This window comes from Ruegeria sp. AD5 (assembly GCF_056542345.1).
Genome location: NZ_JBQFZR010000001.1, coordinates 317,967 through 336,980, shown reverse-complemented (window position 1 = coordinate 336,980; position 19,014 = coordinate 317,967). Strand labels below are relative to the sequence as shown.

General features: G+C 56.4%; 23 protein-coding genes. 10 read left to right on the top strand and 13 right to left on the bottom strand.

All coding sequences use genetic code 11. The features are described from left to right. The 3 genes from ACR0JG_RS01675 to ACR0JG_RS01665 form a co-directional block, all read right to left on the bottom strand. On the bottom strand, positions 1–756 hold the full coding sequence (locus ACR0JG_RS01675; RefSeq protein WP_480567354.1) for an NAD(P)-binding domain-containing protein: 756 nt from the start codon (positions 754–756) through the stop codon (positions 1–3). After that, positions 753–1,238 (bottom strand): 5-(carboxyamino)imidazole ribonucleotide mutase, encoded by a 486-nt coding sequence (gene purE, locus ACR0JG_RS01670; protein WP_480567353.1) that lies wholly within the window; start codon positions 1,236–1,238, stop codon positions 753–755. The genes ACR0JG_RS01675 and purE overlap by 4 nt, the downstream gene beginning before the upstream one ends. 76 nt (positions 1,239–1,314) lie before the next feature. Continuing rightward, complete coding sequence (locus ACR0JG_RS01665) at positions 1,315–1,539, bottom strand: YdcH family protein (protein ID WP_010441787.1); 225 nt, start codon at positions 1,537–1,539, stop codon at positions 1,315–1,317. Between the two features lie 165 nt (positions 1,540–1,704). Here ACR0JG_RS01665 and ACR0JG_RS01660 point away from each other — a divergent pair, with 165 nt between their 5' ends. The 3 genes from ACR0JG_RS01660 to ACR0JG_RS01650 all read left to right on the top strand — a co-directional run bounded on the left by ACR0JG_RS01660 (position 1,705) and on the right by ACR0JG_RS01650 (position 3,310). Continuing rightward, complete coding sequence (locus ACR0JG_RS01660) at positions 1,705–2,118, top strand: Hsp20 family protein (RefSeq protein WP_480567351.1); 414 nt, start codon at positions 1,705–1,707, stop codon at positions 2,116–2,118. Between the two features lie 5 nt (positions 2,119–2,123). After that, a complete protein-coding gene (locus ACR0JG_RS01655) occupies positions 2,124–2,348 on the top strand; it encodes a DUF1150 family protein (RefSeq protein ID WP_170392397.1) in 225 nt (74 codons plus the stop codon). A gap of 83 nt (positions 2,349–2,431) precedes the next feature. Further along, complete coding sequence (locus tag ACR0JG_RS01650) at positions 2,432–3,310, top strand: PhzF family phenazine biosynthesis protein (RefSeq protein WP_480567349.1); 879 nt, start codon at positions 2,432–2,434, stop codon at positions 3,308–3,310. Between the two features lie 72 nt (positions 3,311–3,382). Here the strand turns inward: ACR0JG_RS01650 and ACR0JG_RS01645 are convergent, their stop codons facing one another. The 4 genes from ACR0JG_RS01645 to trxB form a co-directional block, all read right to left on the bottom strand. Further along, a complete protein-coding gene (locus ACR0JG_RS01645) occupies positions 3,383–5,101 on the bottom strand; it encodes a bifunctional sulfate adenylyltransferase/adenylylsulfate kinase (RefSeq protein ID WP_170609491.1) in 1,719 nt (572 codons plus the stop codon). Positions 5,102–5,301: 200 nt separating this feature from the next. Further along, positions 5,302–6,957 carry an adenylate/guanylate cyclase domain-containing protein gene (locus ACR0JG_RS01640; protein WP_480567346.1) on the bottom strand — a complete coding sequence of 552 codons (1,656 nt, stop codon included), beginning with the start codon at positions 6,955–6,957 and terminating at the stop codon, positions 5,302–5,304. A gap of 102 nt (positions 6,958–7,059) precedes the next feature. Beyond that, positions 7,060–7,518 (bottom strand): RES family NAD+ phosphorylase, encoded by a 459-nt coding sequence (locus tag ACR0JG_RS01635; protein ID WP_480567344.1) that lies wholly within the window; start codon positions 7,516–7,518, stop codon positions 7,060–7,062. A gap of 1 nt (position 7,519) precedes the next feature. Further along, the gene (trxB, locus tag ACR0JG_RS01630) at positions 7,520–8,461 is read right to left on the bottom strand and encodes a thioredoxin-disulfide reductase (protein WP_480567343.1); all 942 of its coding nucleotides are present in this window, start codon (positions 8,459–8,461) and stop codon (positions 7,520–7,522) included. Between the two features lie 227 nt (positions 8,462–8,688). Between trxB and ACR0JG_RS01625 the strand changes: the two genes are divergently transcribed. After that, on the top strand, positions 8,689–9,189 hold the full coding sequence (locus ACR0JG_RS01625; protein ID WP_170392385.1) for an Lrp/AsnC family transcriptional regulator: 501 nt from the start codon (positions 8,689–8,691) through the stop codon (positions 9,187–9,189). 118 nt (positions 9,190–9,307) lie between these two features. Here ACR0JG_RS01625 and ACR0JG_RS01620 read toward each other — a convergent pair whose 3' ends face one another. The 4 genes from ACR0JG_RS01620 to lgt all read right to left on the bottom strand — a co-directional run bounded on the left by ACR0JG_RS01620 (position 9,308) and on the right by lgt (position 13,520). Continuing rightward, positions 9,308–10,090, bottom strand: a complete 783-nt coding sequence (locus ACR0JG_RS01620) for a Hint domain-containing protein (protein WP_170392383.1) — start codon at positions 10,088–10,090, stop codon at positions 9,308–9,310. A gap of 723 nt (positions 10,091–10,813) precedes the next feature. Beyond that, on the bottom strand, positions 10,814–11,572 hold the full coding sequence (pgeF, locus tag ACR0JG_RS01615; protein WP_480567341.1) for a peptidoglycan editing factor PgeF: 759 nt from the start codon (positions 11,570–11,572) through the stop codon (positions 10,814–10,816). Beyond that, positions 11,569–12,636, bottom strand: coding sequence for a class I SAM-dependent methyltransferase (locus ACR0JG_RS01610; RefSeq protein WP_480567339.1), 1,068 nt, complete (start codon positions 12,634–12,636; stop codon positions 11,569–11,571). Before ACR0JG_RS01610 ends, pgeF begins: the two co-directional genes overlap by 4 nt. Continuing rightward, entirely contained in the window at positions 12,633–13,520 is an 888-nt protein-coding gene (gene lgt, locus ACR0JG_RS01605; RefSeq protein WP_480567336.1) for a prolipoprotein diacylglyceryl transferase, read from the bottom strand. The genes ACR0JG_RS01610 and lgt overlap by 4 nt, the downstream gene beginning before the upstream one ends. Positions 13,521–13,617: 97 nt before the next feature. Between lgt and ACR0JG_RS01600 the strand changes: the two genes are divergently transcribed. From ACR0JG_RS01600 to ACR0JG_RS01580, 5 genes are all read left to right on the top strand, one after another. Beyond that, positions 13,618–13,866: an accessory factor UbiK family protein gene (locus tag ACR0JG_RS01600; protein ID WP_170512483.1), complete on the top strand. Its 249-nt coding sequence runs from the start codon at positions 13,618–13,620 to the stop codon at positions 13,864–13,866. A gap of 314 nt (positions 13,867–14,180) precedes the next feature. Further along, positions 14,181–14,681, top strand: a complete 501-nt coding sequence (locus tag ACR0JG_RS01595) for a type III secretion system chaperone family protein (RefSeq protein WP_010441802.1) — start codon at positions 14,181–14,183, stop codon at positions 14,679–14,681. 33 nt (positions 14,682–14,714) lie between these two features. Next, positions 14,715–15,530 (top strand): pyrroline-5-carboxylate reductase, encoded by an 816-nt coding sequence (gene proC, locus ACR0JG_RS01590; RefSeq protein ID WP_480567334.1) that lies wholly within the window; start codon positions 14,715–14,717, stop codon positions 15,528–15,530. Further along, complete coding sequence (locus ACR0JG_RS01585; RefSeq protein ID WP_170392371.1) at positions 15,523–15,861, top strand: tRNA-binding protein; 339 nt, start codon at positions 15,523–15,525, stop codon at positions 15,859–15,861. Before proC ends, ACR0JG_RS01585 begins: the two co-directional genes overlap by 8 nt. Next, on the top strand, positions 15,861–16,811 hold the full coding sequence (locus ACR0JG_RS01580) for a 2-hydroxyacid dehydrogenase (RefSeq protein WP_480567332.1): 951 nt from the start codon (positions 15,861–15,863) through the stop codon (positions 16,809–16,811). Before ACR0JG_RS01585 ends, ACR0JG_RS01580 begins: the two co-directional genes overlap by 1 nt. Here ACR0JG_RS01580 and ACR0JG_RS01575 read toward each other — a convergent pair. Beyond that, a complete protein-coding gene (locus ACR0JG_RS01575; RefSeq protein WP_480567329.1) occupies positions 16,808–17,386 on the bottom strand; it encodes a thymidine kinase in 579 nt (192 codons plus the stop codon). The genes ACR0JG_RS01580 and ACR0JG_RS01575 overlap by 4 nt on opposite strands. 355 nt (positions 17,387–17,741) lie before the next feature. On the opposite strand from ACR0JG_RS01575, the gene ACR0JG_RS01570 reads away from it, so the two are divergent. Beyond that, on the top strand, positions 17,742–18,203 hold the full coding sequence (locus ACR0JG_RS01570) for a hypothetical protein (RefSeq protein WP_170392365.1): 462 nt from the start codon (positions 17,742–17,744) through the stop codon (positions 18,201–18,203). Between the two features lie 121 nt (positions 18,204–18,324). On the opposite strand, the gene ACR0JG_RS01565 is transcribed toward ACR0JG_RS01570, so the two are convergent. After that, positions 18,325–18,969 (bottom strand): hypothetical protein, encoded by a 645-nt coding sequence (locus ACR0JG_RS01565; RefSeq protein ID WP_480567327.1) that lies wholly within the window; start codon positions 18,967–18,969, stop codon positions 18,325–18,327. Positions 18,970–19,014: the final 45 nt, after the last annotated feature.

Genomic DNA, 19,014 nt, shown 5'->3' with positions numbered 1-19,014 from the left:
TCATGTCTCCAATCTCTTGCCAATCGCACTCAGTGCAGCACGCAAGGCATCATGCGCGCCCTCAGATTGCAAAATATCCGTCATCTGAAGGCTCAGTGTGCCCTCGGTCGCAAGCGCGTCACGCTCGGCTGCCAGTTGGCCCGCATGCTCTTTGTGCATTGATGTCAGAAACCCTGACACAAGCTGCGTGGTGTAGAATTCGGCCCGGTCTTTGTCGCCGGTCTGATCAGTCAACCAGTCGGTGCCTGTTGCCATAAGGTCCAGGATACCTGGCACCATGGCGCAGATGGCGAAGTGGGCGTTCAACGCGGCCTCATTGGCAACCTTCACCACAGGGTTTTCAGGCTCAAACAAACCAGCCAAGAGGCGATCGTTGCCGTAAGCAGCCAGCGGGCAACCCCCTGTCTGAAGGAACCCTAGCGGGATGGTTTGCACAAAATCTGATGCCGGTGCGCACAGGTTGGTAAGCTGCAGCTCAGAAACGGCGGCCATCACCGAAACAACTTTCTGATCTGCGCGAAAGCTTAGCGGGGCCAGAACGTCCTTGGCGATTTGGGGGCGCAGGCAGAGAAACACGATCTCGGACGCATCAATCACGTCTTGCGGAGTGCCAACTTGGACCCCAAGCTCGGCCTGCAGAGCCGAGGAGACTTGGGCATTGCGCTCGGTGACATAAAGGTCATGACCTTTCGCAGCCATCAGCCGCGCGATTGGCGCAGCGATGTGGCCTGTGCCGATGAAACCGATACGGCTCATTGCTGAGGTTCTTCCGGGATCGAAGCGGAGAGAGCCTCGCGCCAGGCATCCAGCCGTTCCGCAAGTGCGGCATCCTGCAGCGCCAGAATGCCTGCGGCCATCAGGCCGGCATTGGCCCCGCCGGCGGAACCGATAGCCATGGTTGCAACCGGAAAACCTTTGGGCATCTGTACGATGGAATAGAGCGAATCCACACCCGACAACGCGCGGGTCTGCACCGGAACGCCAACTACCGGCACGCGGGTTTTCGAAGCCATCATGCCCGGCAAATGCGCTGCACCTCCCGCACCCGCGATAATGACCTGCAAGCCGCGCGACATGGCCGTTTTGCCATAGTCCCAAAGACGGTCCGGCGTGCGGTGGGCTGAGACGATACGCGCCTCATATGCGATGCCCAGCTCATCCAGAATATCGGCGGCCTCTTTCATCGTGGGCCAGTCCGACTGACTGCCCATGATGATCCCTACTTTCACATCGCTCATCCGCTTACGCCCCTGCCATCGGAAAGAGCGCGCACTATAGCCAAATCCGCATATGTGGCAATGCGGTACGCGCGTCTCAGGCGATGATATCGGGGGTCAATCTGTCTTCGATCAGACGGATGATGTCTTTCAGGCGCAGTTTCTGCTTTTTTAGCCGCTTGATCGTCAATTGGTCCGAGGTCCCCTTGGCCTGCAAGGCCTCGATCGCTTCGTCCAAATCACGGTGCTGGCGTCGAAAGACCTCCAATTCCACCCGCAGGACTTCATCGGTTTTCATCGAAAGATCGGTGGGTGCGTTCATGGACGACTCAGTGTTTCAAGTGGTGCTTCTAACACAAGATAGTGTGTCAGGGTTTATCCGGCCAGACCTTGTGGACATCCCTGTATCTTCCCATATTCTATATCACGCGGTTGCCGACATCGGGACCGCAGAATACGTCGCTTTGACAATGAAGGACGAAAATACGTGTCGAAACTTACCTTAGGCTCATACCCGCATCTTTTGGGGTTCGAGCAGTTGGAACGCCTTCTGGAACGGTCTGCAAAGGCCGGAAACGAAGGATACCCGCCCTATAACATCGAACAGACCTCGGATTTTTCTTATCGCATCACCCTGGCCGTAGCCGGGTTCGCAGAAGAGGACTTGTCGATCACTATCGAGGATCGCCAACTGGTGATCCGGGGCCGTCAGCGCGACGACAGCGACGGGCGCATATTCCTGCACCGCGGCATCGCGGCACGCCAGTTCCAGCGCATGTTTGTGCTGGCTGACGGGGTCGAGGTGGGCGAGGCGATCATGGAAAACGGTCTGCTGCATGTGGACCTGACCCGCGCCGTGCCTGAAACCGTGGTTCAGACAATCAACATCAAGAAGGGGTAAGAGCAATGAATACACCGATTGAGATCAACGCCGAAGGCAATCGGATTGTCTATGTAAAGGCCGTTGATGTGGCCGACCTGCCGCAAGATCTGCGCGAGCAGGCAGGCGATCTGGATCAGCTGTATGCTGTCCACGATTCCGATGGGCAGCAACTGGCATTGGTGGCCGATCGCAAGCTAGCCTTTGTACTGGCACGCGAACATGACCTGTCCCCGGTGGCCGTTCACTAGGCCACCAAACATTCCGCCGAATTGACGTGACATTTTCTGCCTCAGCGGTGATCGTGCCGCTGATTGAAACGCAGGAGTGCGCGATGAGCTGGTATGATTTCGATTGGGTGGATGCGTTCAGCGATCAGGCCTTTGGTGGCAACGGCTGCGCAGTTGTGCATGAGGGTGCAAGGCTGTCGGACGCGGTTTGCCTGGCATATGTGCGCGAGACTTCTCTGGTTGAATGCACTTTTACCGAGCCATCCGATATCGCTGATATCCGGGTCCGGTACTTCCTGGCCAGCCGGGAAATCCCATTTGCCGGGCACCCGACCATAGCAACCGTTGCAGCGATGCGATCACGGGGGTTGGTTCAGGGTGATGCTCTGACGCTTGAGACCGGAGCAGGGATTGTATCGATCAAACTGAATGGTGATGACATCGAAATGACGCAGGTCGCCCCGCAATTCGGCGATCATGTGCCCGCAGATCTGGTTGCTGCCGCCATCAGCCTGCCGGAAGAGGTGGTAATTTCTCCACCGCAGTTCGTTTCAACCGGTCTGCCCTTTTGCATTACGGTCCTGCGCGATCACGAGGCGCTGCGCGCTGCCAAGCTGGATGTTGCTTTGCTCAGTCATATTACCGAAAAGGCCGGTTTCTCGGGGTCGGACATGGCTGAACCGTTTCTTGTAACACTGAAAGGCGCAACGACTACGGGCGACACATTCTCGCGCCTGATGATGGCGCCCCCCAGCCCGCCGGAGGACCCGTTCACCGGATCGGCCACCGGTGCGATGGCGGCCTATCTCTGGAAACACGGACTGATGGACAAAGAGACATTCATCGCCGAACAGGGCCATGACATGGGCCGCCCCGGTCAGGCGACCGTGACACGCGTTGGACCTTCGGATGCGATGACGGGGATCAAAGTTGCCGGGCGCGGCCATGTCCTGATGCGCGGGCAGGTGAATTTGCCCGACTGAACCAGACCCGCACCTGCGAAAAAGGCCCTCAGAAATCTGAGGGCCTTTGATGTATTTTTTCGTCTTAAGTGATCAGGATGCTGCAATCAGCCCCATGCTTTCCAGCTTAAGCAGAACCTGATGTGCGCAGTTGTCAACCTCGACATTCTCGGTCTCGACGCGCAGCTCTGGGTCTTCAGGGGCGTCGTAAGGGTCGGAAATCCCCGTGAACTCTTTGATCTTGCCCTCACGTGCCAGTTTGTACAGACCCTTGCGGTCTCGGCGCTCGCATTCTTCAATGCTGGTCGCGACATGCACCTCGCAAAATGCACCGAATTGTTCGATCTCTTCACGCACAGCACGACGGGTAGTTGCGTAAGGCGCGATAGGAGCACAGATGGCAATACCGCCGTTCTTGGTTATCTCAGACGCGACATAACCGATGCGGCGGATGTTCAGATCGCGATGTTCCTTCGAAAAGCCCAGTTCCGAAGACAGGTTCTTACGCACGATATCCCCGTCCAGCAGGGTAACCGGACGATCCCCGGTCTCCATCAGCTTGACCATCAAGGCGTTGGCAATGGTGGATTTGCCCGAGCCAGAAAAACCGGTGAAAAACACGGTGAATCCCTGTTGCGAGCGCGGCGGGAAGCGGTTGCGCAGTTCCTGAACAACTTCGGGGAACGAAAACCATTCCGGAATCTCCAGCCCTTCGCGCAGACGGCGGCGCAGTTCAGTGCCCGAGATGTTGAGGATCGTGACGTTGTCCTTGTCCAGAATCTCGTCATTCGGCTCGTATTGCGCGCGTTCCTGCACGTAGACCATATGTTTGAAATCGACCATCTCGACGCCGATCTCGTCCTGATATTTTCGGAACAAGTCTTGCGCATCATAGGGGCCGTAGAAATCCTCACCGGCAGAGTTTTTGCCCGGACCTGCGTGGTCACGACCGACGATGAAATGGGTGCAGCCGTGGTTTGCGCGGATCAACCCGTGCCAGACTGCCTCGCGCGGGCCAGCCATGCGCATCGCAAGGTTCAGCAGCGACATCGACGTAGTCGAGGCCGGATATTTATCCAACACGGCTTCGTAGCAACGCACGCGGGTGAAATGATCCACATCGCCCGGTTTGGTCATGCCAACCACGGGATGGATCAGCAAGTTGGCCTGTGCTTCTTTTGCGGCACGGAAGGTCAATTCCTGATGCGCACGGTGCAAAGGGTTACGGGTCTGGAACGCAACGATCCGGCGCCAGCCCACTTTGCGGAAATAGGCGCGCAGCTCGTTCGGCGTGTCGCGGCGGGCTTTGAAATCGTAATGCACGGGCTGCTGGATGCCAGTGACCGGGCCGCCCAGATAAACTTTGCCCGCTACATTGTGCAGGTAATTCACAGCCGGGTGCGCATCATCATCAGCACCAAAGACCTTTTCCGCCTCACGCGCCTTGTCTGGTGTCCAGCGGTCGGTCACGGTCATGGTGCCGAGGATCACGCCTTCCTGATCGCGCAGGGCAATGTCCTGGCCCAGCTCGATCGATGCGGCAAAATCCTCATCAACATCCAGGGTGATCGGCATCGGCCAAAGTGTCCCGTCGGCGAGGCGCATGTTATCGACCACGTTGTCATAGTCCGCTTCGCTCAGGAAACCTTTGAGCGGATTGAACCCGCCGTTCATAAGCAGTTCCAGATCGCAAATCTGCCGGGGCTTAAGATCCCAGCTGGTCAGATCAGCAGCTTCTATCTTCAGTTTCTGCGCAGACTCGTAGGAAACATACAGTTCAGAGATAGGGGCTAGATTGCTTAACATCGTCATCGGAAAACTCTTATTGCAGTTCTGTTGGCATTTGTTTCAAGGGTGTTTGCAGGGCATGTGCCTCGGCCTGAGGGTGAAGTCCATAGACTTGCAAAAACTAAGGATGAAATGCGTGGTTTTTTCTCGAAATGGAACGGTTTTCTGTTTTTTGTTTCAGGTTATCGAAAAAATCCCGCCGCTCAGGCTCATTAGGCGCATTCTTAGGCAATCTGTTCCAGTGGTGAGGTTTGCGACTCAAGGTCGGCTGCGTGCCTGACGGGCAGGGCGGGGACAGGTTCAGAGACACCGCGAAGGCTGAATTCCCGCAGATCGCGGGGATCACATTGTAACCCAGCCGCGTCCAAAACCTTGTCCGATACAAGGAGTTCGACCCCCAACGCTTTGGTTTCAGCCTCCAAACGGCTGGCAACATTTACAGCGTCTCCGATGATGGTGCGTGGCGCGTGTTTCGCCGCACCGATTTCGCCCAGCACAAGATCACCAAGATGTAGACCCATACCAATGCGCACAGGTTGGCTGCCTTCTGCTTGGAGCTGCTGGTTGAAACGCTCCAATGCGTGTCCGATCCCAGCCGCCGCCCTCAGACCGGCACTTGACGAACTTGCGGCGTTGGCTGTTTCAAACATCGCCAGCAACCCATCGCCCATGTATTTGTCGACAACCCCGCCTTGCACCGTGATTGCTGGGACAATTGCGTCGAAGAAACGATTCAACAGAAACACGATATCATACGGCAATTGCCCCGTTGTGCGGGCGGTGAACCCGCGCATGTCCAGAAACAGAACCGCCAGCTGCCGTTCTTGCCCTTGGCTCGCATGTGCACGATCACGCGCGCCGTCAGGGCGGAAAACACGAAATACAGTGAGCGGGTCGGACGGCCGCATCTGGCAGGCCAGGCGGGTTCCTTCTGGCGCGCTGATCGCTTTCAGACTGCGGGCTTCAACTTCGGTCGGCGGGTGCAACTGATCGGCACCATCTTCAACCACTACGCGACAGGTCGTGCAGCGCCCCTTGCCACCACACAGCGCGGTATGTGGGATGCCATTTGCGCGTGACATCTCCAAAAGGGTCATGCCTTTCTCCGACACAACTTCTGGACCGTTGACATAGCGCACCCGCACCGAATGCCGCCGCCGCCAAAGCTTGCGCCCGAGATAGACCAAGCCTGTTAGTGCAAGCGCGGCCCAGAATACCCACTGCGTATAGTCTGTGACAGAAAACAAAGACTGAAACTCTTCTTGCGAAGGCCAGTTATAGTATTCGATATACTGTTCTCGCAGATCGGGGTCGGCAAAATCGGCCCAGATACGCCGCCCCTCGGTCAGAAGGCCTGCGAAGGCGAAGCCCGGTACAAAGACGGCGAGACCGATCAGATATGGAACCATCGCGCGCCACCATGTGGTCAACCGTAACCACATGTGTAGCCCAATACATCCGTGGACCCACACCAGCAGAAGTAATAGGCTTTGGAACCAGATCGCAGTGCTGGGCCACATCAGAATGATGATGTAACCCATTTCATCATTCACCCCGAAAATCTCATGCGCGTATCGGGTCTGAACCAGATGTGAGATAAGCTGCAGCGGGATCAACAGTCCAAGAATAACCTGAAGCGCGACGCTGAAAGGCATTCTGAGCGTCCGGCGCTGCGCGAGTGAGATAAGCGCCAGCCCCATGTGCATCAGCAATGCGCCATATATCACGACGCTGCCGATCTCATTCCGGCTGACAGCTTTACGTCCGCCCTGCATCCCGTGCAGCAAATCAGTGTGAAACAGACCAAGGCCGATATTGATGAAATGAAAGAACGCAAAGACAAACAGCACGAGGCCGCTTGCGATTCTGAGCCGGCTCATCCATCCGCCGCGCCAAAGAACGTTTTCCAAAAGCTCACCTGTTCTTCGCGTTACTATGGTTGATCCTGATACGGTGCCGGGCACCGGTCAAGATCGGCGCGGTCACCTTTCGTGGAACCAGTCGCAGGGGGCGCCTGCGGTTTGTATCATATGGTGTTCTGCGTTGAACAACACCAGATGGCTCAGTTCAGGACGCGAGCGCGAACTGTATAGCAGCCCATCCGCGCCGTATGTGCGGGCCTTGTCCGAAAATCGCCATGTTGGAGAGGGTATGCCGGTTGCCCGCATGTCTTGCCAGACGATCGAGGCAGAAGGTTGCCCCCGCAAATCCAATACTTGCGCCTTGGATATTTTCAAGCGATGGATCGTCCGTGGAGGGTCGCACTGCGAGACATAGCGCCGAATGGCGATCCCGGCACCTTCAGCGCTAAGCGACGCATAAAGCGCGAATTGGCCAGAATGATGAAACCGTCCTTCGGGGGCACGGGCCGATGAGAGCGGGTCACCCGATTGGGTGCGAAACAGAATTCTCCAGACGAGGCCGGAGAATTCTGTGATCATCTCAGTCGTTCTCCGCCAAGAATCGTTCTGCATCCAGCGCGGCCATGCAGCCCATACCGGCGCTTGTCACAGCCTGACGGTATACGTGGTCGGTCAGGTCTCCGGCAGCGAAAACTCCCGGAACCGAAGTTTGTGTCGTGCCCGGCTTGGTCACGACGTAGCCACCCATGTGGGTTTCCAGCGTATCTTTGACCAGCTCATTTGCCGGGGCGTGGCCAATAGCGACAAATACGCCTTTGCACGGAATCTCCGTGATTTCCCCGGTCTTTACATTCTTGACCTTGACACCTTCCACACCCAGTGGGGCATCGGTTCCGATCACCTCATCCAGTTCGTGAAACCAAAGCGGCTCGATCTTTTCGTTCTTGAACAGCCGATCCTGAAGGATCTTTTCAGCTCGCAACTCATCGCGGCGGTGGATCAGAGTGACTTTGCTTGCGAAGTTGGTCAGGAACAGCGCTTCTTCTACGGCAGTATTTCCGCCGCCGATCACAACGATTTCCTGACCGCGATAGAAGAAGCCGTCACAGGTGGCACAGGCTGATACGCCAAACCCTTTAAATTTCTCTTCCGAGGGAATGCCTAACCACTTGGCTCGTGCGCCCGTTGCCAGAATCACCGCGTCGGCGGTGTAGACGGTGCCACCGTCGCCTTTGGCTGTGAAGGGACGCTGGCTTAGATCGAGATCGCTGATGATATCGCCGATCACTTCGCATCCCATTGCCTTGGCGTGATCCTGCATCCGAACCATCAGGTCTGGCCCCTGAACCTCGGTGTCACCCGGCCAGTTTTCCACCTCAGTTGTGGTGGTCAGTTGTCCACCGGGTTCGATACCCTGCACCATGATCGGTTCCAACATGGCCCGGCTTGCATAAACGCCCGCGGTGTATCCTGCAGGTCCCGACCCGATGATCAGAACCTTGGTGTGTCGTGTTTCGGCCATGGTATCCTCACTCAAACTGCCTCGGCGGACATGTTGTCCGGTGCGGATCGATATAGCGACCGCAGGGCAGGGCTTAAAGCCCCTTCATATTGCAGGTCCGTGATGTGCCTAATGATTGGCTTTGCGGCCAATTATGTATCTGAAATAACGAAAATTGCGTGGCTGTGAAATATTATTGCGCCTCCCGGGGCTGCTGATATAACAACTGAAAAACTCAGGAGCATTCGATGGTCACGACCCGGTTGGATGAAATCGACCGCAAAATTCTTGCGGAACTGCAGGCCGATGGCCGTATGACCAATGTTGAGCTTGCCAAGCGCGTAGGAATATCCGCTCCTCCTTGCCTGCGACGGGTGCGGACGCTGGAAGATTCGGGGTACATTCGCGGCTATCATGCCGAGGTGAACGCCCGCGAGCTTGGGTTTGAAGTGCAGGTCTTTGCCATGGTCGGACTTGAAAGTCAGGCTGAATCCGAACTCAGCGCTTTTGAAGACCGGTGTCGGGAATGGCCATTGGTTCGCGAATGCCACATGCTGAATGGCGAGGTTGATTTCATCCTGAAATGCGTCGCACCGGATCTCAGCAGTTTTCAGCAATTTCTGACAGGCGAGTTGCTGACCACGCCAAACGTGGCCAGCGTCAAGACTTCGCTTGTTATCCGAGGCGCAAAAGACGAGCCAGGCGTACCATTTGACGTACTGGAAGACCGGATGAACCGGACGGCCTGAACCTACCTCTTGTTTGATCCACAGGACAGGGTGGCAGCATCGCTGCCAGTGCAAGGGTTAAAACCCAACTCAGTAAAATCTGCATAATGCCCCACGCTTGCAGTAATAGTTAACCAGTTCACGCTGTCATAGCGTCAATTTCACCATCTCCGGCTCTTGGCAAGAGCAACGGCCCAAAATCATTCAATGATTCGATATGTGAGAATAGATTCAAATAGATCGAACGCAAAGAGTGACTGATCATTCGGACTGCGTTGATGCCCGGATGATAGGTCTCGAATTGCAGGCCATCGACCCGAATCACGGAATGTCGGGCCACACAGATATGAAACAGCTCGACCGGAGTCGGCGGCAGCGTTTCAATGATACCCATTCCATCCTGAAACTCACTGACGGGTGTCAGCATGGGCTGCCCGCCGTTCAAATGACGCATGTGCGTAGGCGTACCCAGCAGACGTGCGGCGGGGCCCGTGATGACGCCCGACATCGGTTTTTGCATCCCGAACGTGTCGGCCATGATCCGTGTCAGCGGCCGGGTTCGCCCGCGCGTATCCTCGCGTCCGGGTATCAGCGTGACAGACCCTTTCCAAAGCACGGTTTCCGATGATCCGTCCTGAGTGAGGACATCATCACCCGGCAGCAGATCTTCGATCGCCATCTGGCCTTGCGGCGTCTCGACCAACGATCCGCGCGTGAACGCACAAAATGCATCTTCAAACATCGGCAAAGCTGGCGCGATATGGCGCGTCTGTGAAATATCCCCGTTTTTCAATAGACTGCACACTTCATAACGTCGAAGCTGTGCTTTTTGCTTTGTCGCGGGACGAGGCGCATCGCGCAATAGCGCTGACGTCTCGACCGCGTTTCTGGCAGCGCGGGCCAGAGAATTTGGAATAGTCATGGTATTCCGTCCCCTCTAAATTCCGTCCGACGGCTTGAACCCCCGTGCAATATCGCCGGACGACCTTGTTCTTTGTCTGTAATCAGATGGGTAAACACAGGCCGGTCGCCGCGAATGCACAGCGCCGTATCAGAAAACACCAGTGTTTTGGTCAAGTTCTTGACCCCCCAGACAAACTCGTAAACCGCAGGCTGCAATTGCCTGCACACACACGCTCCGAACCCTGGTCGCAGTCCTGATTGCGACCCCACACACCGGACCGGAGCTTCATCCGGTATGCGATTGCCCTCCGAGACCGGCAGCTGGTCTCTTGGGGTTGCTGTGTCAGCGTCGCGCCGCCAGACGGCGTGCAACTCTGACAGAGTGACTTGAAACCCGCTTCCAGGGCATTTCTGGTTCTTGATCCCTGACAGCCGCAAAAACGGCGCTGAGAAAGCGTGATTTCGATTTCATATCCATTGTCCTGCTTCGATAGGGCGGTCGCCCTGTTCCCGTTTATGAAGCCAATGTGACGCTGATTTGCGGCGCCTATAAGGCTGATCCGGGTTGAATTGAGGACAAATTGAAGGTTTCAGGTACCTCTTAGTTGCTTCCGCCCATGCCATGACGACCCCACTTGGGGTAACCGTCTGTGCATTGGCGAAAATTTGAGACGATTCTGACTCTGATAAACACAAGAAATGTGGCAGAAACTGGGCAAAGCTGCCTTAATCTGGGCCAGATCTACAACCTGATAGCGGAAATCAATCTGCCGTAGTCGGCCTCTTTGGCATGGGTCGAGCGCCGGTAGGAATAAAACCTGTCGGGGTCGGAATAGGTGCAGTGACGGACCCACTCGGCCTGGCCGATACCAGCTTCGCGCAGACGATGCAGGCCAAAGGCGGGCAGGTCGAAATGCATCCGGTCACCTTTGCCATTTGCAAAAAAACGCGCGTTCTCTGGCGTGTCAGCAAGGAAGTCGTCCAGAAACTCTGAGCCGACCTCGTAAGCGCGTTGTGAAATCGTGGGGCCGATTACGGCAACTGTGTTATCCCGGTTGGCTCCGAGCGCTTCCATCGCGTCCAGTGTTGATTCCAGCACACCATCCAACGCGCCGCGCCAACCTGCATGTGCGGCCCCGATCACACTTGCGTCAGGATCCGCGAACAGCACCGGCTGACAATCAGCGGTTAATATTGTAAGCGCCAAACCCGGCGTTGATGTGACAACCGCGTCAGCTTTGGGTTTGTCACCCGTCATCGGCCCATCGACTGCAATCACGGTCGGCGAATGCACTTGATGCACACCGATCATCGCCTCAGGTGCCACTTCCATCGCATCGGCGACGCGCCGACGGTTCAAAGCTACGGCCTCAGTCAAATCTGTCGACCCGGTTCCGCAGTTGAGTCCTTCGAAGATACCAGAAGATGCGCCACCGCGGCGGCTGAAGAACCCGTGTCGTACGGGGGACAGCATGTCTGAGGTAATGATTTCCAGTGTCATGGTTCCAGTCCCGGTGGCGGCGTGGCGTTTGGCGGATAAAGGCCCAGTACTTTGAACAGGTTTCCCATTTCGTCGGGGTGCGTCAACCGTCGATGTGCAGTGACCAGCGTCTCAAGCTGTGACCCGCTGAGAGGGGCGGCAAGCGATTGCGCGCGCGCAGTGATCCCGAGCCGTTCAAGAAACACCCCCTGCGGGGTCAGTTTTGTATATGCGCAGCCCGAAGCATGAGACGCCTTCGCCAAGACCTCAAAGTCGACATGTGTGGTCAGATCCGCCTGACCGGGCTGATCCAGGGGATCGACACGTTCATGCGCTTGCAACGCCTGCAATGTGTCGCCAAGCGAGCGCCAGTCACCATAATCGATGATCAGCGCGGCTCCGCCGTTACGAGCGATCTGCCCGGCAACAGAGTACATAAGGGAACTGGCAGCAGCGCACAGTTCTACCAGATCTCCGTCCTGCGTATCCTCGACACGTTCGCTGAGCGCAGCTTGTGCCGATTGCGCACCAAGACCGAACGCAAGCGATGCACCATTTTTGCCAACTAACCTCTCGCGCCAACCTTCGCCTTCGCGCAGGAACTGGCGGATGGGCAGGGCATCAAAGAACTCGTTTGCCACCAGAAACAGAGGAAGATCTTCAAGATCAGAAATTGCCTCGATCCACTGAGGTTCATACCCTTGCAGTGCCTTGGCTTGTACGTCGCGCAATACAGGTGAAGCTTCGAGCAATGCGATCTTGGCCGCTTTGTGAAAGCCAGGAACACTTTGAGTGGCGCGCAGGATGTCTGCCATCAGGGTGCCACGACCAGGGCCAAGCTCGGCCAGAACAAACTTTTCGGGTTTGCCCTGTACCAGCCAGCATTGCGCCAGACACAGTCCTATAAGCTCTCCGAACATCTGACTGATTTCAGGCGCTGTAATGAAATCGCCCTGAGCGCCCAGCGGATCGCGGGTTGTGTAGTACCCAAGTTCCGGGCGCATAAGGCACTCGGTCATGTAGTCGGCGATGGTCATAGGGCCATCATTCTGGATGCGCAGGAGCAGACGATCCTTCAGGTTCATGATCTGCGTTGTGCCCGAATTGAGAACCAAAGGCCAAGTGCAATCATTGGTAGCGACAAGAGTTGCCCCATCGTCAATCCATATCCGCCAACATGCCACGCCAGCCCTAGCGGATTACCGGGCGATACAAATTGCGCATCGGGTTGACGGAAGAATTCGACAAAAAACCGCGATGCGCCGTAGCCAGCGAGGAATACGCCCATAACCAGACCTGGTTTTCGAAACGCGCCGCGCCGGTAGGCCAGCCATATCAGAACCGCCCCGAGGATCAGACCCTCGAGTGCTGCCTCATACAGTTGCGAAGGGTGGCGAGCGCACATCCCGGCAACAACGCCGGGACAATCCTGGGCCGCAGTTCCGGGAAAGATCACCGCCCACGGCAATTCGCTGGGTCGACCCCAAAGCTCGGCATTAGTGAAATTCGCCAATCGTCCCAGCAACAACCCGGGCGGCACTGTGTAGGCAACCAGATCACCCAGCGAAAGAATCGGTGTAGCGTGGCGCCTGCCGAACAGATACGTGGCGATCACCACGCCTAACAGGCCGCCATGGAAGGCCATGCCACCCTGCCAAACCATCAGAATTTCCAGTGGATACGCAATATAATATGCGGGTTGATAGAAAAGGACGAACCCCAATCGACCACCAAGAATTACACCCAGTATGATCCAGGTGACCAAATCCTCAAGCTGATCGGGTTGCATCGGTGGTGTGTCATCAGCCCAAAGCACAGGCCGCCTTAGCGCCATCAGCGCCATGCGCCAAGCAATCAGGATGCCAACGATATAGGCCAGCGCATACCACCTGAGCGCAAACTCCATCCCGAACAGAGAGATCGAGAAAATTTCGGGTGACAGATCGGGGAAATTCAAAACAGCCTGCATGTGCGTCTCATTGCCCGGGGTTTGCGTGGCAAGTCAACCTTGAGCCCGGGCCAATCTTTACCCATATAGAGAGCAATCGCGAAATCGGAGAAAGCCCATGCAAACCCGTAACAAGATTCTGGACGATATGTCTCAACTGATGACCAATGCCATGGGTGTGGCGCAGGGGGCACGAGAAGAGGCCGAGAATGCGATGAAATCCATGATGGACCGCTGGCTGGCCGACCGGGATTTCGTAACCCGTGAAGAATTTGATGCTGTGCGTGCCATGGCGCAGAAAGCGCGCGAAGAGAACGGTGCACTTGAACAGCGAATTGCCGCGCTCGAGGCGAAGCTGGACAAGTAACGTCCGCAGGAATTTAAGATTTTGGGTAAAAGCATCCGCCGCGCAATCCGAACTTGGATTGTGCGGTGTTGTGCATTTTGCCGCTCTGCAGAAATTTATCAAGACAAAGCTGCATCCAACGCCAATATTTTGATCGGCGTTGCCAACTGTCCACAACTTATTGCTGTTATCCCCAATAAATAGGGTTGCCAGAGCAGTGCTCACATCGCACCATATTTAGTACAGGCAGACTGGGGAAGCCCGGCTTGTAGAGCAGGCAACTAGCGCTGGGGCGCTGCCAGCCCCAAAATGCTAGAGATTAGTGAGGTGGCATTATGGCCCTTTCCGAGCAGTATCTCGAAGAAGACCTTCATCCGATCGACATTGTTGAACATCTTGCAGAACATCACGACTGGGATTTTGACCGGATCGGGGATGATCAGATTGCGATGGCTGTCGAAGGACAGTGGCGCACATATTCGATAACTTTGGCCTGGTCGAATTACGATGAAACGCTCCGCATGGTGTGTTCCTTTGAGATGGAGCCTCCGGCCGAGCGCGAAACCGAGCTTTATGAGCTGCTGAACAAGATGAATGATCAGTGTTGGGCCGGGGCGTTTACCTACTGGGCCAATCAGAAATTGATGGTCTATCGCTATGGCTTGGTGCTGGCCGGTGGTCAGACGGCCAGCCCGGAACAGATCGATACCATGATCACCGCAGCGGTACTGAGCGCCGAGCGCTACTACCCCGCGATCCAACTGGTGACCTGGGGCAACCGAGACCCCGAAGAGGCGATGCAAGTCGCCATTGCAGAGGCCTACGGCCGCGCGTAAAGCTTTGCCCCGAACCATAGGGGAGGGGCAATCATGGATATCTCGCGAGTTGCGGAACAGGGGCTTGTGCTTCTGGGATGCGGCAAGATGGGCTCGGCGATGCTTGCAGGCTGGTTGGAACATGGCCTTCCTGCCGCATCGGTCTGGGTGATCGATCCATTTCCCTCGGATTGGCTGAAGGCGCAGGGCGTCAACATCAACACTCCTCTCCCCGAGGCACCCGCAGTTGTACTCGTAGCGGTCAAACCACAGATGATGGGCGAAGCCCTGCCAGCCATTCAAGCGCTGGGCGATGGTGACAGTCTTTTCATATCGGTCGCGGCAGGTACCTCACTGGCCACCTTCGAAAACGTCCTCGGCGCGAACACACCGATCATCCGTGCGATGCCAAATACGCCTGCGGCGGTTCGGCAGGGGATCACGGCGCTGATTGGGAATGCCAACACCTCGGACGCGGATATCCTACTGGCTGAAGACCTGCTTTCGGCCATTGGTGAGACGGTTCGATTGGATGATGAGACGCAGATGGATGCCGTCACCGGGGTCAGCGGTTCGGGCCCGGCCTATGTATTCCACCTGATCGAAACACTGGCGCAAGCTGGCGAAGCGCACGGCTTACCGCCGGAACTGGCGATGAAGCTAGCCAAATCAACCGTCGCTGGGGCAGGGGCGTTGGCGATGGCCGCTGACGAGCATCCGTCTCAATTGCGGGTCAACGTCACCTCTCCCAACGGCACCACTCAGGCCGCACTGGAGGTGTTGATGCATGAAGAAGAGGGTTTCCCAGACCTGCTACATCGTGCCGTCAAAGCTGCAACCGACCGATCTAAGGAGTTGTCTCGTGAGTGAGATTTCATTCGACGAATTTCTCAAAGTCGACATTCGTGTAGGTGAGGTGATACGCGCCGAGCCGTACCCGGAGGCCCGCAAGCCCGCGATCAAGCTGTGGGTCGATTTTGGCGATGAGATCGGTGAGCGCAAAACTTCAGCCCAGATCACCGCGCACTACGATCCGGCGACGCTGGTGGGCAAGCAGGTGATGGCCGTGGTCAACTTTCCCCCGCGCCAAATCGGTAAATTCATGTCCGAGGTTTTGGTGTTGGGTCTTCCCGACGAAAACGGTGAGATCGTGTTGATAGGCCCCGATGGCGCTGTGCCCATCGGTGGAAGGATGCATTGATGAAACTGCTGATTGCCCGACCGATGACTTCGGCTGTCCAAGTGCGCGCCCGTGCCGAATTCGAAGTGGAATTCCGCAGTGAAACCACGCCTATGACGCATGAAGAAATGTTGCGGGCGCTGACTGAGTTTGACGTTGTGGTCCCAACGTTGGGCGATCAGTTTTCGGCAGAGATCTTTGCTAAGGTGCCAGAGCCTCGCTGTAAACTGCTGGCAAATTTCGGCGTTGGTTACAATCATATCGACGTGTACGCCGCACATGCTGCCGGAGTCGCGGTTACCAACACGCCGGGTGCCGTCACCGATGCCACCGCCGATATTGCCATGACACTTTTGCTCACTACGGCCCGCCGTTCAGGTGAGGGGGAAAGGTTGGTCAGGTCAGGCCAGTGGCAGGGGTGGCATCCTACACAGATGCTGGGCCACCACGTGACCGGCAAAAAGGTGGGCATCGTTGGAATGGGCCGCATAGGACAGGCTATTGCTCGGAGGTGTCATTTCGGATTTGAAATGGCCGTCGCCTATCAATCACGCAATCCAAAGCAGCTGGACCTCCAAGCAGAGTATATTCCGGATCTCAGTGCATTAGCTGCGGCAGTGGATTTTCTTGTCATAGCCGTCCCCGGAGGAGCTGAAACACGACACTTGGTCAACGCGCAGATTTTGGCTTCGATGAAGCCCTCGGGCATTGTGATAAACATTGCGCGCGGTGAAGTTGTGGACGAAGCCGCCTTAATCCAAGCGCTTCATGCGGGTCGGATTGCTGGCGCTGGACTGGATGTCTACGAGTTCGAGCCCAAGGTGCCGCAGGCCTTGTGTGACATGGGAAATGTGACTCTGCTGCCCCACCTCGGCACCGCGACCGAAGAGGTGCGCACCGATATGGGTCACATGGCGTTGGACAATGTCGCGGCGTTCGTGGCCGGGCGAACGTTACCCAACCCGGTTTAGGAACCCACCGCCTCGCGCCAGTGTTTGCGGCAGAGCGAGACATAAGTCTCGTTCCCTCCAATCTGTACCTGCGCCCCTTCAGTGATGGCGTTTCCGTTTTCATCCTGACGAATCACCATCGTCGCCTTTCGCCCGCATTCGCAGATGGTGCGTACTTCGCGCATCTCATCGGCCAGAGCCAACAATGCTGCCGACCCGGGGAACAGTTTACCCTGAAAATCCACCCGCAACCCGTAGGTCAACACTGGGACCTTCAGATCATCTACCGCGCGCGCAAGTTGCCAGACCTGCTCTTCCGAAAGAAACTGGGCTTCATCAATGAATACGCAGGCGATGCCCCCTTGTGTCAGGCGGTTTTCGATCATGGCAAACACATTGTCGTCGGGACGAAACATGTCCGCTCGTTCCGAGATTCCGATTCTTGATGCGATCCGCCCCTCACCGGCGCGTCCGTCAATGGCGGCTGTCATCAGGTAGGAATCCATGCCGCGTTCGCGATAGTTATGCGAGGCCTGCAGCAACACGGTCGATTTGCCCGCGTTCATAGTCGAATAGTTGAAATAGAGCTTTGCCATGCCGTGGGTCTAATTCGCATGTGCTGCCTGGGCAAGCCGTCTCATGGGGGTAAATCGACGCCACCATCGCTACAGCTGAGGTTGAGCAAATGCTCTTGGGGATGGATTACCTCGCCTTCGCGACAGTGGCGTCGTCGGCCTACAAGTGGCCTATACAATGCAAGGCTAAAATCCTGCCCCGCATACACTCTTTACCGGCTCGAACGGCCGCCACTCACTCACAAAATCCCTGCATATCTGAGGGATAGTCAATTATTGCCATTTCAATTATGAATCGAATATGGGAAATTTCCCTACCCTTTCCCCCAGCATGGACAGGCAGAGGGGGCAGGGCGCAGGTAACAAGGGTAGCAAAATGGCAGATATCGGGGCCTATCTGAAAAAGCATACCGAAGCATTGGTTAAGGATGTCGGAATCGAAGCAGCGTGCGAGATCACCGGGAAATCCAAAGCCACGCTTGGCAGGTACTATTCAGACAACGCAGAACATTCTGACCGGTTCATGCCGGTGGATGCTGTTGCCCGGTTGGAAAACGCGGCTGCCTATCCGCACGTGACTGCGGCATTGGCGGATTTGAAGAATATCACGCTTTCTTACGATGGACGAAACTCGGACAGCCCACGTACGGGCGGGGTAAATTCCGATGTCATTGCGCTGAGCCAGCGGTTTGCCATGCTGATGACGGAATATCAGTCGGCGATAGAAGATGGCATCATCACGGTGAACGAGGCGAAGCGACTGTTGAAAGAAACCAGTATGCTGCAGCAGGTGCTGATTGAGATGAAGCTACACCTGGAAGAAGAAAGCGTTAGCTGACTGTCCCGCACAGGGCAAATAGGTGAGCGCTATCTCGGTACGTCGTCCCCATTCGTGACCAATAATGGGACCTGGGCCACTCACGCGGCACAGATCCTTTCATTTCTGTCTTGGTTTCGGGTTACTTTTTACCCTTTCCCCCACCTTTGCCGGGCTTGTCACCTCCCTTGCCACCGCCTTTACCGGGCTTGTCACCCCCGTGGTGACCACCTTTGCCACCGCCTTTACCGGGTTTGTCACCTCCGCCGTGACCGCCTTTGCCGCCCCCTTTACCGGGTTTGTCGCCGCCGCCGTGGCCACCTTTGCCTCCACCGTCGCCTGGACTGTTTCCGCCATCACCCGGATCACTACTGCCGCCAGAGTTTCCTCCGCTGTTGCCTGGGCTACCTCCACTGTTGTCCGAACTTCCGCTTCCATTTGCGTCACCCGAGTTGGAGGATGGATCGCTGCTGCGATCTTCCCCGGCATTCGTGTTAGAGATCGATGCTGTGGGCAGATCGCTCAATAGCTGGGTCAGTCCGGGACATTGCGCCGAAGTGTTCTGAAGAATCGAAGCAAAATCAGATCGTGTTTGCAGATGTGATACAAATCCTCGCGTTACCTGCGAACAGCCGCAGAGCGTGTCAAAATCGCCTTCATTGGCGGCAACACGCGCGGTGTTGACTGTACAGGTTTGCGGTTCTGCGATTGCCGCGCCGGTCGCCATGACCCCAATGAAAGGTGCAGCAACCAGTGCGGCCAGTCCAAAGCGAATATTATTTCCCATAACAGCGGGCTCCCATAACTACATCACTCGGATGCACAGGGCATC

Bases quoted from the DNA above. Each gene is read 5' to 3' on its own strand.
- ACR0JG_RS01580 (WP_480567332.1), top strand. From the start codon at position 15,861: ATGAAACTGCTGATTGCCCGACCGATGACTTCGGCTGTCCAAGTGCGC.
- pgeF (WP_480567341.1), bottom strand. From the start codon at position 11,572: ATGACACTGGAAATCATTACCTCAGACATGCTGTCCCCCGTACGACAC.
- ACR0JG_RS01655 (WP_170392397.1), top strand. From the start codon at position 2,124: ATGAATACACCGATTGAGATCAACGCCGAAGGCAATCGGATTGTCTAT.
- ACR0JG_RS01635 (WP_480567344.1), bottom strand. From the start codon at position 7,518: ATGATCACAGAATTCTCCGGCCTCGTCTGGAGAATTCTGTTTCGCACC.
- ACR0JG_RS01665 (WP_010441787.1), bottom strand. From the start codon at position 1,539: ATGAACGCACCCACCGATCTTTCGATGAAAACCGATGAAGTCCTGCGG.
- ACR0JG_RS01600 (WP_170512483.1), top strand. From the start codon at position 13,618: ATGCAAACCCGTAACAAGATTCTGGACGATATGTCTCAACTGATGACC.
- ACR0JG_RS01645 (WP_170609491.1), bottom strand. From the start codon at position 5,101: ATGACGATGTTAAGCAATCTAGCCCCTATCTCTGAACTGTATGTTTCC.
- proC (WP_480567334.1), top strand. From the start codon at position 14,715: ATGGATATCTCGCGAGTTGCGGAACAGGGGCTTGTGCTTCTGGGATGC.
- ACR0JG_RS01620 (WP_170392383.1), bottom strand. From the start codon at position 10,090: ATGACTATTCCAAATTCTCTGGCCCGCGCTGCCAGAAACGCGGTCGAG.
- ACR0JG_RS01610 (WP_480567339.1), bottom strand. From the start codon at position 12,636: ATGAACCTGAAGGATCGTCTGCTCCTGCGCATCCAGAATGATGGCCCT.
- trxB (WP_480567343.1), bottom strand. From the start codon at position 8,461: ATGGCCGAAACACGACACACCAAGGTTCTGATCATCGGGTCGGGACCT.
- ACR0JG_RS01640 (WP_480567346.1), bottom strand. From the start codon at position 6,957: ATGAGCCGGCTCAGAATCGCAAGCGGCCTCGTGCTGTTTGTCTTTGCG.
- ACR0JG_RS01595 (WP_010441802.1), top strand. From the start codon at position 14,181: ATGGCCCTTTCCGAGCAGTATCTCGAAGAAGACCTTCATCCGATCGAC.
- ACR0JG_RS01650 (WP_480567349.1), top strand. From the start codon at position 2,432: ATGAGCTGGTATGATTTCGATTGGGTGGATGCGTTCAGCGATCAGGCC.
- ACR0JG_RS01570 (WP_170392365.1), top strand. From the start codon at position 17,742: ATGGCAGATATCGGGGCCTATCTGAAAAAGCATACCGAAGCATTGGTT.
- ACR0JG_RS01625 (WP_170392385.1), top strand. From the start codon at position 8,689: ATGGTCACGACCCGGTTGGATGAAATCGACCGCAAAATTCTTGCGGAA.
- purE (WP_480567353.1), bottom strand. From the start codon at position 1,238: ATGAGCGATGTGAAAGTAGGGATCATCATGGGCAGTCAGTCGGACTGG.
- ACR0JG_RS01575 (WP_480567329.1), bottom strand. From the start codon at position 17,386: ATGGCAAAGCTCTATTTCAACTATTCGACTATGAACGCGGGCAAATCG.
- ACR0JG_RS01675 (WP_480567354.1), bottom strand. From the start codon at position 756: ATGAGCCGTATCGGTTTCATCGGCACAGGCCACATCGCTGCGCCAATC.
- lgt (WP_480567336.1), bottom strand. From the start codon at position 13,520: ATGCAGGCTGTTTTGAATTTCCCCGATCTGTCACCCGAAATTTTCTCG.
- ACR0JG_RS01565 (WP_480567327.1), bottom strand. From the start codon at position 18,969: ATGGGAAATAATATTCGCTTTGGACTGGCCGCACTGGTTGCTGCACCT.